Raw genomic sequence first — 13,137 nt, 5'->3', positions numbered from 1 at the left:
GGCTTTAAGCCACCAAACCCCACTACACTCCTTTACCCTTTAAAAAATCAACCAACAACAAATAAAACCAAATCCCCTTTCCACTCCAGAACCGTTAGTTAGAGACGTTGGTTTGGTTGTTGGTTTGGTTTTTATCAATCTGCATGCATGCATGTACTGACGGAGAAGGCTTTCAAGCGCGTCTATGGTTGAAGAAGCCCTAGACTATTCTTATGCTTGCATTTCGCGGAGTTCATAGAAGAACAAGCCCGAACCACAGTTCAACAAGATGTGCATGCATTAATATTTGGGTCTTGATAAAAGACGTATTATGAGAATAGGTTTTCTTATAAACCCCATTGCAGGCATGGGTGGAAAAGTCGGATTAAAAGGGACAGACGGCGTCTTCGAAAAAGCCGTTGAGATGGGAGCGAAACCTATTGCCACTGAAAGAGGAATAGAGTTTTTGAAAAAACTGAAAGAACTTGGACTAAATCAGAGAATCCAATTAGTAACATGCCCAGCCACAATGGGCGAAGAAGTGATTCATTCTACGAGTCTGGAAGCTGACATATTGCCAATGAAAATAACAACCAGAACAACAGCAGAAGACACCAAAAAGGCGGTAAGGTTGATGGCTGAGTGCAAGGTCAACCTCATTCTTTTCGTAGGCGGCGATGGCACGGCAAGAGACGTTCTAGACGCGTTATCCGGTTTAGGCTCCGTACCGGTTCTGGGTATTCCGTCTGGCGTGAAAATGTATAGCGGAATATTTGCTATCAATCCTGAAGATGCAGCCTACATCATTGAGGCCTTTCTCAAAGAAGAAGCCCAACTTGCAGACTTTGAGATAATGGACGCAGATGAGGCAGTCATCAGAAGCGACCGTTTCAACATTCGGCTCTATGGCTTTCTAAAAGGTCCTTTCTTGCCTATGCGCATTCAAGGAAGCAAACAGGTATCGCCAGAGACGTTAGATGAACATGAAAATCAACTAGCTGTCGCTCGTTTCATAGTTGAAGAGATTGGCCCTGAAGCCACATGTATCCTCGGCCCCGGCACCACCATAAAATGTGTAGCGGACTTTCTGGGGGTGGAAAAAACTCTCCTTGGAGTTGACATCTACCACGAAGGCAGAGTGGTAAAGGATGTTAACGAGCGGATATTGATGAAAGAAATAGACGATTGGCAGAGCACGTGGATTGTTGTTTCCCCGATTGGGAGACAAGGAATCTTGTTCGGGCGAGGTAATCAGCAGATTAGTCCGAGAATTATTAGACTTGTTGAAAAAGAGAAGATTATCGTGTTGGCGACCAGAAGCAAAATTCGAAGCATTGAAGGAGGAGTTTTGAGAGTCGACACAGGTGATGCACAAGTGGATAAGATGCTCAGAGGATACATAAAAGTAGCGACAGACTATCGCGAATGGAGACTATTACGGATCAGATAAAATTAGGAGCCTGCCATCTCAGCTTTTCCAAGCAAGTTGACAAGTATAGGCATCAAGTCTTGCCCTCTGATTCGACCAAGTCCTCCTTTTGCACAAGCCCTTTCACCGAACTCTTTAACATCATCTGTACGGACGCCATGTCCCATAATCGCAACAGGCACTGGCTCACCGCTGTGCGCCCTCCTTATCGACGAAGTTGTATGATCCGCAGTCACCACAATCAACGTCTCGTCCATATCAACATTTTTTATGATGTGACCGGCCAATGCATCTACTTTTTCAATCATCTCTATTTTCTTCTCAGGCTTGCCATCGTGGCTTGCAAGATCTGTAGCTTTTACATGAACAAGCACAAAATCGTAGGATTGCAAAGCACTTACTGCCGCTCTTGCCTTCGCAATGACATCAGTTTCGTACGTTCCCGTAGCTTCTGGAACCGAAATCAAACGCATCCCAGCAGTTTTACAAACACCTTTTACAAGAGGCATGGCTGCGATTGCTGCTGGACGAATCCCATAAAGGAGGGCAAGTGGGTCAATCTCAGGTAGCTGTCCAACGCCTCTGCAAAGAATCATGTTAGCCGGCAGTTGTCCTTTCTTCTTTCTTTCTTTGTTCACCGGATGATTTTTCAGTGCTTCGTGGAATTGACGTGTGAGCTTATTTAGAATGTCCGCGGTGTTTTTTGCTTCTCTGCTTCCTTCAAGAGGACGAGCATTTGATACTTTGACTCCGGTTTTATGGGGATCGGTGTCAGAAACCATGATGGACAGGTTTGGCCCGCTAAGGCGCAGTATTGCGCGATGTTGAACGGTGTTTCTAAACAGCACGTCACCTACTTGGGGTGGGTCTGCTCGAAGTGATTCCTTGATAGCAACTGTCAACTTCGCTGCATCATCGTTCTCTATTCTTCCAGCTCTTCTGTCTATTACCTTGAACTCCTCGTCGACAGTGGCAAAGTTGCATCGAAAAGCTAAGTCGTTTGGAAGAATGTCTATTTCTGAGCCAATTGCTTCTAATGCTCCCCTTCCAGTGTAAACTTCTATTACATTGTAGCCCAGTAGGGCAAGGTGAGCTGTGTCGCTTCCTGGAGGAATGCCTGGTGCTATGACATCTATCATGCCGCAGATGCCGAACTCTGCTACACGATTGAGGGATGGTTTTTCAGCTGCTTCTAAGGGGGTTTTGGCGTTTAGTTCTTTGAGGGGAACATCCGCCATTCCATCTGCGATAATGAGAACGACCTTCACGGATAGTTCACTTTACCCTCTATTATTTGCTCAGCATAATTAGAGTTGCTGTTTGCCTTTGATTATAAGGTGTGTGTTTAAAAGAAAAAAGGTGTGATATGTTTCTTGGCTACTTTTGCATGCTTATTGTCCGCAGCATTCTTTATACTTCTTTCCGCTTCCACATTTACATGGATCGTCAGGTTCGGGTTTTGCTTTTTTGGATCCACAACAAGACATTTTGTTTTTCACCTTGCTGTCTAGTTTATTTTCTAAACTATTTTAACCTATCGTTTTTACACGCGCACAATGTATGAAACATGCGTTGCAAGCTCCCTTGCCATTTTTTATAGTGAATTGGCCAACTCTGCAACCTTATCTTTGATCTGATTGAATATCTTCCCAGCGTATCCATGGGGTAAAAAGTACGGATCGTCAATGTTCCACACAACAATTTTGCTTGCACATTGTGGGCACACGTTCAAGATACTTTCTTTGTGTTTAGGCTTCATAGCTACGATAAGATCGTAGTTCCCAAGTTCTTTCTCATCTAAACTCTCGGGGGCACGCTTCAGATATTCTTGAGCGTTTTCTTTTGCTAAATACGTTTTTGCAGCTTCAGATATTGGAATTGCTGGATCTGTCCCTGCAGAGTCTACCTCGATCTCTGGCTTGGACTTCTTCAGTAAAGCTTCTGCTACTGGACTCCGATAAGCATTTCCCGAGCACACAATCAAAATTTTCATACAAATCCCGTTGGCGTAAGTTTCTAACGTATAGACTGACTCGAGGCTTTATAGATTCCGCAATTCTTCCTTTTGCTTAAGGATTTCTAGAACGAGAAACTTAGCGGGTTCTGCTTTCTATAGCTTCGCGCGTGCGCATCAAATATCAAGCAATACTCTTATGCCTAACATACACAGGCGAATGTTATAATGAGATGTTGCTATGGTAAAGGTCTGGCAGTATGGTTCCAATATGCATGAAAAGCGGATTAATCAAAGACTAAAAGATGCTGCCAGGTTTGCTGGGCTAGCAATAAAGAGAGGATACAAGTTGGCTTTCACCCATACTAATAAAGATGGAGTTGGAGTTTCTGATGTCGTAAAAGCTAATGCTGATGATTATGTCATTGGTTGTCTATTTGAGATACCAGAAGATAAAATGCCGAGTCTAGATAGTTTTGAAGGGGCGCATTCAAAGTCTTATAAGAGGATCGATGATTTTGTTGTGATAAGGCTTGATGATGCATTGAATGACACAAGAGAGAAGATGCTTGCAACAACATATGTTGTTGTCAACAAAGAAGAAAGACCTAGAACAAATTCTAAGTATGCTAATCATATCTTGAAAGGCATCAGAGAACACAAAATGGGAGTTGAATACTTCATTAAGGTAAGAGGTATTATCCTTGAGAACAATCCAAACATTGAAGGAGACTTAATTTGCTATTCTCATTGTTAGCTTCAGAAAAGAGCATAAATACATAGGTTAACTACATGGCCTGAAGTTTCTAAGTTTCTACTTTCTAACCTAGTTAAAGATAGAAGATTCTAAGATTTTTCCTCTAGTTAGAAATTATAAATTAGAAAGTCTGTTGTAGGTGTGTTAAAATAGTAGTTGATAAGGAGTCTCTTTCCTTTCTAATGCTCTGGCAAGTTCTTCTTTCTTCTCTCTGAAGAATCTGTCAGTCATCGCATATTCCAGTCCATACTTTTTATAGACCCAATCAGCATAATGATAGTTCATTCTGTCGATTAGCACATGATCAACTTTATCGCTTAGAAGCGTCACTAATTCTTCAGCTCCTGGGAGTAACGGTGCTATCATCGCGTAAGTTTTAAGACCTGAATAGTGTAGTTTCTCTAAAGTATCAATCCTTTCTCTAATTGTAGGTGAGTTGGGCTCGAAAATCTTTCTGATATTTTCGTCAGCTGTAGCTATTGAAAACCCTGCCTCAAGGTCACTGAATTTCATCAGCAAATCTAAGTCACGCAACACAAGAGGAGATTTAGTTTGGATTGTTACCGGCCAATCCTGCTTCGACAGGATTTCAAGACACTTCCGGGTTATTCGATATTTTTTTTCGATGGGTTGATATGGATCGCATACTCCACTCACCCAAACTCTGCCAGGTTGTTTCCTTTTTATTTCACGATTCAGTAGAGTTGCGGCATTGATTTTCACATCAACGAATGTACTCCATGGCTCCTTATGACCAGTGAATCTCTTCATAAACCGTGCATAGCAATAGGTGCATCCATGTTCACAGCCGATGTATGGGTTTATCGTGTAGTCTGAGATTTTGGATTTTGATAGGATTGTTTTTGCGTAGGTTTCTTTGATGATCATAGAACCACATGTACATAAGTTGATCATGAAATTTTTCTATTGTTTCTCCTCATATTCGTGGACAATCTCTCCAAAAGCACTGCAGAAGTATCTGCAAGCTTTTTCCATTTCTTCTCTGCCATTCTTTGTCAACGTGTAGTTGGTTGTTCTGCCCTTTCTTTCCATTTCTATCAGTCCTTTTTTTCGAAGCTCTTTTAACGCGGGATATATTGTTCCTGCTGTTGGTTTCGTACCTCTTCTTTTCCCGAGCTCTTCAGCAATCTCTTGTCCATTCATAGATTTTTTTGATAGAACCCAGAGTATGTAGAAGGACAGCATGCCACGCATATCACAACATTTCGGAGGCGCTGGGCAGCATTTCTTGTTCATAGTTTAATATTGGGCGTCCTATACATTTATATATTTCCTTAGCACAATATAGGACATCCAACAAATCAGAGGTGATTGAGATGGAAGAAAAGAAACAAGTCAAAGAAAAAGAAAGTGAAAGCTGAAGCTTCTTGCTGTTCATGTTGTAGTTGATGAACTCTATACCTACAGTAGAGGTTTCTAAGTTTCTACTTTCTAAACTAATTTGAATTTCTAATAAATCTTAAAATGCGCACGCGGCGGCAATGTTTGAAAGGGTAGCCAAGTAGACTTGACCACTAGCATCAATCTTTAAGAGAAGAGATAACCTTGAGTTACTTTGAGGTTGAGTTCTATGTCTAATAGCTCATACTCGATTCAAATCCTACCTAACCTTGGAGCAAGGCTTCGGGTGTTGGATCGTCTAAGCCAGATTCCACAGACTTTAGGCGAGTATGGTGACCTTCTTCAAGAATATATTAAGAAGTGTCTAAAAGAGCCGCAGTTGAAAGCATATTTTCAGGAAATCTATAAAGGCAAGAAAATTTTTGGTCAAGTAGATTACAAAACTCGTCATAGAGTTTTGATTCCAAGCGGAAGACAGGTTTACGTAGCCTGCACTCTTGACGCTTTGATTGAAGGTTTTTTTCTGCCGATAGAAATCGATTCTTCATGTTTTCATTGCGATCAACAAATAAGAATAAAGGTGTCTCAAGGAACTATCGATTTTATGGAGCCTTCATCTACCGTCATGTGGTTGGGTGCCAGCAAAGAGGGTGAAGGTCCTTGTATCACAACTCTTTGCCCTTACATAAATTTCTTCACTTCTTCTGGGCATGTAGATGAGTGGAGAGACAAGAACCCTAATGAGCTTGGCATAATGCTTACTCTTCAACAAAGCCTTGAGCTGGCCAGAAAAGGCTATTGGGAACCTTTACATCTACTTAAATCTGAAACTATACAAACATGAAATAATGGGTAGTTTTGCAGGAAGAACTCTTAACATGTTCTACAGTTGTAATCATTAGCCCTTTTCAATGCTTCAGGAGTTCCAATGGTTCTACAGACTCTTATAGCTGAAAGATAGTTTTCTCCTCCTGCGTAGCATTTTTCTGCTTTTCGAAGCGACTCAGTTCTTCCTACAAGCTCATATATGTTGCCTGCAGCAAGAAACCACCTATTTTTGGCATAATATTCTGCTATTTCTTCTAAAAGTTCACGAGACTGTATTCTATTGGCTTTCGAAATAATTTTAGACAATGATAGTTTCTCAATAGATGCATCTTTGACTTCAACTCTAATCTCCCGTTTTAAGAAATCTATCTTGAATTCTTCTGGAATTTTAAATAATTCCTGTTTAGATTTCTTGTTTTCATCTATACTAGAAAATACCATAGTTGGACTACACAAAGAAGAATTACTTAAACGTTATGAGGATCATTTGTTTAAGCATTCGAATGTGTTCAAGCCACCACTATAGGGAGACTATTGGGAACTGAGAGGCTGAGGAGACAGAAGAGAGATTTATATGCAATATGTAAGGATAATCAAAAATGATGAAACAAATGACAAATGCTGCGTTGTTAATCATGGATATGCAAGTAGGGAATTTCTCGGAACCTAATCCAATCTACAAAGGAAATGAACTTTTGAAGAAAGCGAAAAACCTAATTTCTAAGGCAAGGTCATCAATACCTATTGTGTTTATCCAAAATAATGGCGGTAGCGGCGATCCAGACGAGTATGGTACTGCTGGTTGGCGAATTCATCCTTCTATAGAACCGATGCAAGATGATGTTGTGATTCAAAAGAGAACTCCTGACGCCTTTCATAAAACAAATCTGAATGATGAATTAAAATCTAGAGGCATCAAGAAACTGGTTGTTGTAGGTTTACAGACAGAGTACTGCATTGACACTACTTGTCGTAGTGCCTTTAATCTAGGTTATGAAGTCATCTTAGTTAAGGATTCTCATAGTACCTGGGATTCTTCAATTCTCACAGCAGAACAGATAATCGAGCATCATAACAATGTCCTGAGTGGATTCTTCGTAGTTCTGAAGAACGAAAGTGAAGTAATATTCTAAGTTTCTACTTTATAACCTAGTCTAGGAAATATAAAATTCTAAGATTTTCCCTTAGTTACAAAGTAGAAAGTCAAAGAAAGAAGAGGATAATGAGTTGACTATTCTTCTCAATTGCCCTTCTCAAACAGCAAGTAATGATTGATCCAGATGTCACGACCAGTCACTTGATAGGTGTGGAGATTCCGACCATTCTTTTGAAATTGCTCAATTGTTTTGGCTACATCCTTGTGATGTTTGACTTCTACGCACATGTATTCTTTCAACTCAGCTTCATCTTGTGCAAAACTCTATAACAGCTCTCTTAAAAAGCTCTAACTTTCACTCTACTCTCCACTTTTCTAAGTATTCGTTGCCTCACAGCCATTAAATAGAAATTCTGCTGAGTATTTCAGTGCTTGCGGTTCATCGCTCTCTTAGTGAATGTGAGACTCAAGCCCATTGATGGCCTTCCTTCACAAATGCACGCCGTGAATCGCAAGCCTTCCATGTTCACTTGAGGTTCTAAAATGACAGCAAAAACCGGCACAATACTCAGAGAATGTTCTCAGTGTAAAAAACAAGTTGCTATCAGTTATGAATGTCCAAACTGCAAAACTAGAGTCTGTATGATTTGTGTGATATAGAATGAGTGAAAATGTTCCAAGTGTAGCTCAAAAGTGTTATAGACTTTCAATTGGTTAGGCGTTGGCTTTGCAGTATCGGTTTAAACATCTTGAATATAATGGCTTGAAAGGAGCTATTGGCGAGCAGTTGGCAAGGAGTTTTGTACGAAATAAACTGGCTCCGAGGCTAATCAAAAAAGAGGATTGGGATTATGTTGTGCTCAGCAGAAATGACTACAAACAACATGCATGGATTTTTAACACGAAGCTTTTCAAATTTGATTATTTCAGAGAGGACTTTATAATTCATGGTTTCTATGCAAACAGGGAGCTTCTTTCCAAATATGCCAGCGCCGTTGGCATTTTAGAGCAGAACCATTGTACTCCTGATGGCTTATTATTGAAGCTTAAAGGAACAGGAAAAATAAGGAGAATAAAAGAAAATGCTTGTCCTTCTATAGCAAGATTGCGAATTGGAACTCTGAAACAAGGAAATGTCTTCAAGTTGCCAATCGTTGAAGGCGACTTGGAAATTATTGAGATTAAATGTGGTCGTAATGCGAAGTTGATGGATAAACAGAAGAAAACGTACAACGACTTGATAGCAAAGGGTGTTCCGCTTCGACTGATCAGAGTAAGGATTGTTTCCTTTGATCTTAACAGATTCTTAGTAGAGGACCATCAATATGAAAATTTCGTCTAAAGATAAACGGATAATACTTCATGTTGACATGGATCATTTCTTCTCTGCCATAGAAGAGAGAGAACATCCAGAGTTCAAAGGTAAGCCAGTTGTTGTAGGCGCTGATCCGAATAAAGGTAAAGGCAGAGGAGTTGTTAAAACCTGTAATTATGAAGCTAGAAAATTCGGCGTTCATTCAGGTATGCCGATTTCAAGAGCTTGGCAGCTTTGTCCAAACGCTATCTATGTAAGATCCAACTATTCATTATATAAAGAAGTGTCTAGGAGACTCATGGCTATTTTGAGAAACTATTCTGAGAAGTTTCAGCAATGGGGTTTTGATGAGGCTTTTCTTGACATCAGTTCAAAAGTGGAAGACTTTGAAGAAGCAACTCAACTTGCAATATGCATAAAATACGATGTGTTATGGAATGAAAGGCTAACTTGTTCTATAGGTATTGCACCAAACAAGCTTGTAGCCAAGATTGCCAGCGATTTCAAAAAACCTGATGGTTTGACTGTTGTCACTGAAGACAATGTGGAGAGTTTTTTAGCTCCATTACCTGTGAGAAGAATGTTATGGATAGGCGAGAAAACAGAAAGCAAATTGAACAAGTTGGGAATCAGAACAATAGGTGATTTGGCAGCATTTGACGTTTCTATACTTATTGACAAGTTAGGAGTCATGGGAAGACGCTTTCATCAATGGGCACATGGTATCTACGTATCAGAAGTTGGAAATAGAAAAGGGATGAGAAAATCTATAGGCCATGAAAGTACCTTTGCGACAAATACAAGTGATCAAGATATCATCTTGAAAAGAATAAACGATACATGCCAAAGAATCCATGAAAGAGCTGTCAAATATGGGATACTTTTCAAAACGGTCACGGTTAAGATTAGGTTCGGAAACTTTCAAACTTTCACTCACGGAAAGACTTTGCCCTTCTTCACAAATTTTCTGCAAGAGCTGCAAAAAACAGCTGAAGAGCTTGCTCAGAAATATCTTCAAGAGAATAAAAAGGTAAGATTAGTAGGTGTACGAGTGTCAAATCTCAAATCTGACAAGGGACAAAAAAATCTGAACCTATAATCATTTCCGTTCTGGAAGCTTCGAATACTCACCATCAGAAGTCCTATAAACTGAATGTCGTCCAATAGTCTTCATTCTCTACGAAGGTTTGCTTTTCAACTGATTTTAAAACGAGCAACATTTATTCTACAATAGTCATATAATGTGAAGCAGCATACAACAAAGTCTGATAGTAAACCATGACAAAATGTGAATTGTGTGGTGAAGAGGTCCCTCTTCCCTTTGCATGTCCTTATTGTAGTCTAAGTTTCTGTGCTAAACACAGGCTTCCGGAAAACCATGAATGCATATCCCTACCTAAAGAACCATTTTGGTACCAAAGGCAAAAAGCTACAGAGAAAGAAGCAGAGCGAAAAAGAACTAGCAAGAAGAAGGAATTTCCTAGGTCTCTGACAAATGCCTTAATAGCTACTTTCATTATTGCGCTCTTGATTGGAGGAAGCATCGTTATACCTGTAATTGCTGCTGCAACTAATAATCCTATTATTATGGTGGTTGGAATTCTAGGTTTGCTCTTTCTAATCTTTCTTTTACTAGCACATTTCAAAGATTGACATGCGTTATCTCAGATCCTTTTTTCAAGAATTTTCCTTGGTAGTCTCTCCACTGGGTTTTGACATAAGGCCCCAAGCTCTCAATATCGGAGACTCCCACAAAATCTCTCAAAGTGAAGGGCGTGCGCAGAGCTTTAATATATGGTGAATTGTCTTTCCTAACAAGGAAGATGAAAAATTTGAACAAATGGTACATTTTGTGCTCTGTTTTGATTGCTATAATTTCAGTTCAGTCAATCTTCTATTTCGTTCTGAATAGAGAACACTTGTCTCTCACTTCCAATTACGAAGCCTTAGAAAATGAGTATGAAGCCTTAGAATCTATCCATAATTCGCTTTCAAATAACCACACCACTCTTCAAATTCAGTACACCAGTCTGCTCGATGATTTTGCCAATCTTCAGTCTTCATATTCAACCTTAGGAGCTAACTACACAAACCTTGAGACTACTTTCCTAGATCTGAACACAACTCACACAAGTTTGTTTGAAACTCATGCGATTCTGAACAAGCAATACACACAACTCCAAGGAGACTACGACACACTACTGCTAGAATATCAAGATTATCTGACACTCGAACAGCAGTACAATACGTTGCTGTTACAATATAATAATTTACAGTCTCAATATACCTCTCTGGAAGACGAATACAACAGATATGTCACAGCAGACCAAAATCTAAGGGACGAAATCAATCAAAGACGAAATCACCCCGATGTAGAATCTTTCGTGACTCCTCAAGATTCAAGCGTTATTGTAACAGTACTGGACATAACTGGGGGATGGAGCAACACTTCTGATTGGAACGAATTCTGGGATGATGTCAAAGCAATGTATCAATGGGTTGTAGATAACATAGAATATAGGTATGACGGGCTATATCCAGTGCTTCCTTATGATCCTTCAGGCGGGGTATCTTATTCAACAGAAATGTGGCAATTCGCAAATGAAACATTAGATCTCCAGAAAGGAGATTGTGAAGACCAAGCAATACTTCTTTGCTCTCTGATAAGATCGTACTGTTCACTAAACTGGATAGAGTGTATCGGGATATCTAGCTCAACTTCAGCACATCTAGCTGTTCAGATCCTCGTTTCAGGGGACAAATTAGTTATTTTCGATCCTGCTGGAAACTATTACAGCCACGATTTCTGGGGTGACATAGAATTTAACGACATTACTACTGAAATCAACAACTGGTTGGATTATTGGAAACCTTCGATGGGAAGCGATGTTTACGTCTATCGTGTCTTTTCTGATTACATGGACAAGACGTTTTCATCAACAAGTGAATACCTCGTGTGGATGTATAGTAGATAGAAACAGTGCGTACGCGCGCGCAGTGTTAGAAATAGTTGTTTAAAAATATTATATGAGGTCGCTCATAAGCCGTATCTGGGATAATTGTGAGATACTGGTGTATTTCAACATCACCTGATAATTGGGAAATCTGTAGAAAAAATAGCGTATGGGGTATGGACGCTAGATATTATGTAACATTGAAAAAGTTCCTTGAAAGCGGTGACAAGGCTGTAGTCTATACTCATGGTGGGAAATTCGTTGCAGTAGCGGAATTTGTAGGTAAGCACTACTTTAGCGAAGAAGACATCGGTTGGACTAAAGGCAAACGCAGATTTCTATTTCCTTACAGAATCAATCTCAGAATAATCCATGAAAGCAAAAATCCTCCACGAATCTCATTTTCAACTAAGGAAATCGAAGACAAAGCCAAATGGATTAAACCTAATTTCATAGACGACATAGTTTTTATTGCAGACAAAGGAGGAACGTGGAATCAATATGTTCAAGTTTCCATAATCAGAATTACAGAAGAAGACTTCAACACGATATGCAAAGCTGTTATGAAAAGCTAACTTCGCACATGTATCCCAAAATGCATGCGCGCACATTTTATGCATATCAGGACAGAATTTATTAGAAGCTGTTTTCAGTACTCAATCTTGTAGTCAATAGGCGGAGACCAAAGATGCAATTGATTACTGAAGTTCTTTTTCTCCCTGAAGTTTTGTTTGCAGGTCGAATTATCTTGGCAACAACCTTTTTCGTATGCATTTATGCTATGATATCAGAAGTTTTTTCCGATTTCTGGTCCGAGGTTCTAGGTCTAAGCAAAATCTGGAGCCACATCCTCGGCGTAATCATAGGGTCTTATGCTTTTCAGATTCCATTCCCAGACTATGGTCCATTTCCTGCTCTATGGGCAGTGTCTGGATTTGTCAATATAGTCATCTTTTTCATCTCACTAAGCATGGCGAAATTCATGGCTGGATTTGAATTAGTATTCTCTCAATTCTACAAGAGAGAAGGATTGTTGGCAGCATTTCTTATCGCAGGGTTTGTCTTTGTCATATTTCTACCTGCAATCACTATGTTATTCCGTCATCAACTCGGTGCACTCTTTCCTTTGGTTTTTAACATAACATGGCTTCTGGATTTTGGATTTACGCTTTTAGGAGCGATCAAAGGACTCTTTGGCACCTTTAAGGAAATTTATGAGACAGCTTTCGGTAGCGGATACAGATCAAAAATCATTTCGGTTCTATTTGTAGTAGTCTCAATCATCATCGTTCCTCAGCTTATTCCATACAGCAGTGTTATCATCAAGATTGCTTCAACAATGGGTGTTGTAGTAGCTGTCACATATCGACACAGGATTCTCCATCAATAAGACAGAACGATAATTCAGCAATGTCCGACAACTTTGAAATACGACTTCCCGAACTTAATATCATGAAAAAACA

The 13,137-nt window shown here is 39.8% G+C and carries 16 protein-coding genes; 10 read left to right on the top strand and 6 right to left on the bottom strand.

Annotation, left to right across the window (positions count from 1 at the left end; genetic code table 11):
• The first annotated feature begins 310 nt into the window (after nucleotides 1-310).
• The gene (locus tag NWE91_09145) at nucleotides 311-1,429 is read left to right on the top strand and encodes an ATP-NAD kinase family protein (protein ID MCW3986552.1); all 1,119 of its coding nucleotides are present in this window, start codon (nucleotides 311-313) and stop codon (nucleotides 1,427-1,429) included.
• A gap of 2 nt (nucleotides 1,430-1,431) precedes the next feature.
• Here the strand turns inward: NWE91_09145 and NWE91_09140 are convergent, their stop codons facing one another.
• The gene (locus NWE91_09140; protein ID MCW3986551.1) at nucleotides 1,432-2,676 is read right to left on the bottom strand and encodes a 2,3-bisphosphoglycerate-independent phosphoglycerate mutase; all 1,245 of its coding nucleotides are present in this window, start codon (nucleotides 2,674-2,676) and stop codon (nucleotides 1,432-1,434) included.
• A gap of 326 nt (nucleotides 2,677-3,002) precedes the next feature.
• The gene (locus tag NWE91_09135; GenBank protein MCW3986550.1) at nucleotides 3,003-3,401 is read right to left on the bottom strand and encodes a low molecular weight phosphatase family protein; all 399 of its coding nucleotides are present in this window, start codon (nucleotides 3,399-3,401) and stop codon (nucleotides 3,003-3,005) included.
• Nucleotides 3,402-3,603: 202 nt separating this feature from the next.
• Here NWE91_09135 and NWE91_09130 point away from each other — a divergent pair, with 202 nt between their 5' ends.
• The gene (locus tag NWE91_09130) at nucleotides 3,604-4,119 is read left to right on the top strand and encodes a gamma-glutamylcyclotransferase (protein MCW3986549.1); all 516 of its coding nucleotides are present in this window, start codon (nucleotides 3,604-3,606) and stop codon (nucleotides 4,117-4,119) included.
• A gap of 144 nt (nucleotides 4,120-4,263) precedes the next feature.
• Here NWE91_09130 and NWE91_09125 read toward each other — a convergent pair whose 3' ends face one another.
• Nucleotides 4,264-5,007 (bottom strand): radical SAM protein, encoded by a 744-nt coding sequence (locus tag NWE91_09125; protein ID MCW3986548.1) that lies wholly within the window; start codon nucleotides 5,005-5,007, stop codon nucleotides 4,264-4,266.
• A 36-nt stretch (nucleotides 5,008-5,043) separates the two neighbouring features.
• The gene (locus NWE91_09120) at nucleotides 5,044-5,325 is read right to left on the bottom strand and encodes a PadR family transcriptional regulator (protein MCW3986547.1); all 282 of its coding nucleotides are present in this window, start codon (nucleotides 5,323-5,325) and stop codon (nucleotides 5,044-5,046) included.
• 385 nt (nucleotides 5,326-5,710) lie between these two features.
• Here NWE91_09120 and NWE91_09115 point away from each other — a divergent pair, with 385 nt between their 5' ends.
• Nucleotides 5,711-6,325 (top strand): alkylmercury lyase family protein, encoded by a 615-nt coding sequence (locus NWE91_09115; GenBank protein ID MCW3986546.1) that lies wholly within the window; start codon nucleotides 5,711-5,713, stop codon nucleotides 6,323-6,325.
• A 29-nt stretch (nucleotides 6,326-6,354) separates the two neighbouring features.
• Here the strand turns inward: NWE91_09115 and NWE91_09110 are convergent, their stop codons facing one another.
• Complete coding sequence (locus NWE91_09110) at nucleotides 6,355-6,750, bottom strand: hypothetical protein (protein MCW3986545.1); 396 nt, start codon at nucleotides 6,748-6,750, stop codon at nucleotides 6,355-6,357.
• Between the two features lie 158 nt (nucleotides 6,751-6,908).
• Here NWE91_09110 and NWE91_09105 point away from each other — a divergent pair, with 158 nt between their 5' ends.
• The gene (locus NWE91_09105; GenBank protein ID MCW3986544.1) at nucleotides 6,909-7,442 is read left to right on the top strand and encodes a cysteine hydrolase; all 534 of its coding nucleotides are present in this window, start codon (nucleotides 6,909-6,911) and stop codon (nucleotides 7,440-7,442) included.
• A 107-nt stretch (nucleotides 7,443-7,549) separates the two neighbouring features.
• Here NWE91_09105 and NWE91_09100 read toward each other — a convergent pair whose 3' ends face one another.
• Nucleotides 7,550-7,705: a hypothetical protein gene (locus NWE91_09100; GenBank protein MCW3986543.1), complete on the bottom strand. Its 156-nt coding sequence runs from the start codon at nucleotides 7,703-7,705 to the stop codon at nucleotides 7,550-7,552.
• Between the two features lie 421 nt (nucleotides 7,706-8,126).
• Between NWE91_09100 and NWE91_09095 the strand changes: the two genes are divergently transcribed.
• From NWE91_09095 to NWE91_09070, 6 genes are all read left to right on the top strand, one after another.
• Nucleotides 8,127-8,747 carry a hypothetical protein gene (locus NWE91_09095; GenBank protein ID MCW3986542.1) on the top strand — a complete coding sequence of 207 codons (621 nt, stop codon included), beginning with the start codon at nucleotides 8,127-8,129 and terminating at the stop codon, nucleotides 8,745-8,747.
• Nucleotides 8,731-9,819, top strand: a complete 1,089-nt coding sequence (dinB, locus tag NWE91_09090) for a DNA polymerase IV (protein ID MCW3986541.1) — start codon at nucleotides 8,731-8,733, stop codon at nucleotides 9,817-9,819. Before NWE91_09095 ends, dinB begins: the two co-directional genes overlap by 17 nt.
• 179 nt (nucleotides 9,820-9,998) lie before the next feature.
• Entirely contained in the window at nucleotides 9,999-10,373 is a 375-nt protein-coding gene (locus NWE91_09085) for a hypothetical protein (GenBank protein MCW3986540.1), read from the top strand.
• 266 nt (nucleotides 10,374-10,639) lie between these two features.
• Nucleotides 10,640-11,695, top strand: coding sequence for a hypothetical protein (locus tag NWE91_09080; GenBank protein MCW3986539.1), 1,056 nt, complete (start codon nucleotides 10,640-10,642; stop codon nucleotides 11,693-11,695).
• Nucleotides 11,696-11,781: 86 nt separating this feature from the next.
• A complete protein-coding gene (locus NWE91_09075) occupies nucleotides 11,782-12,249 on the top strand; it encodes an EVE domain-containing protein (protein ID MCW3986538.1) in 468 nt (155 codons plus the stop codon).
• Between the two features lie 113 nt (nucleotides 12,250-12,362).
• Nucleotides 12,363-13,064 carry a hypothetical protein gene (locus NWE91_09070; protein MCW3986537.1) on the top strand — a complete coding sequence of 234 codons (702 nt, stop codon included), beginning with the start codon at nucleotides 12,363-12,365 and terminating at the stop codon, nucleotides 13,062-13,064.
• The last annotated feature ends 73 nt before the right edge of the window (nucleotides 13,065-13,137 follow it).

The sequence above is a fragment of the Candidatus Bathyarchaeota archaeon genome (assembly GCA_026014805.1).
Taxonomy (GTDB): Archaea; Thermoproteota; Bathyarchaeia; order Bathyarchaeales; family SOJC01; genus JAGLZW01.
Note: the sequence above shows the minus strand (reverse complement) of the source record. Positions and strands in the feature narration are given on the sequence as shown.

Bases quoted from the DNA above. Each gene is read 5' to 3' on its own strand.
- NWE91_09145 (MCW3986552.1), top strand. From the start codon at position 311: ATGAGAATAGGTTTTCTTATAAACCCCATTGCAGGCATGGGTGGAAAA.
- NWE91_09135 (MCW3986550.1), bottom strand. From the start codon at position 3,401: ATGAAAATTTTGATTGTGTGCTCGGGAAATGCTTATCGGAGTCCAGTA.
- NWE91_09130 (MCW3986549.1), top strand. From the start codon at position 3,604: ATGGTAAAGGTCTGGCAGTATGGTTCCAATATGCATGAAAAGCGGATT.
- NWE91_09125 (MCW3986548.1), bottom strand. From the start codon at position 5,007: ATGATCATCAAAGAAACCTACGCAAAAACAATCCTATCAAAATCCAAA.
- NWE91_09120 (MCW3986547.1), bottom strand. From the start codon at position 5,325: ATGCTGTCCTTCTACATACTCTGGGTTCTATCAAAAAAATCTATGAAT.
- NWE91_09115 (MCW3986546.1), top strand. From the start codon at position 5,711: ATGTCTAATAGCTCATACTCGATTCAAATCCTACCTAACCTTGGAGCA.
- NWE91_09110 (MCW3986545.1), bottom strand. From the start codon at position 6,750: ATGGTATTTTCTAGTATAGATGAAAACAAGAAATCTAAACAGGAATTA.
- NWE91_09105 (MCW3986544.1), top strand. From the start codon at position 6,909: ATGATGAAACAAATGACAAATGCTGCGTTGTTAATCATGGATATGCAA.
- dinB (MCW3986541.1), top strand. From the start codon at position 8,731: ATGAAAATTTCGTCTAAAGATAAACGGATAATACTTCATGTTGACATG.
- NWE91_09085 (MCW3986540.1), top strand. From the start codon at position 9,999: ATGACAAAATGTGAATTGTGTGGTGAAGAGGTCCCTCTTCCCTTTGCA.
- NWE91_09070 (MCW3986537.1), top strand. From the start codon at position 12,363: ATGCAATTGATTACTGAAGTTCTTTTTCTCCCTGAAGTTTTGTTTGCA.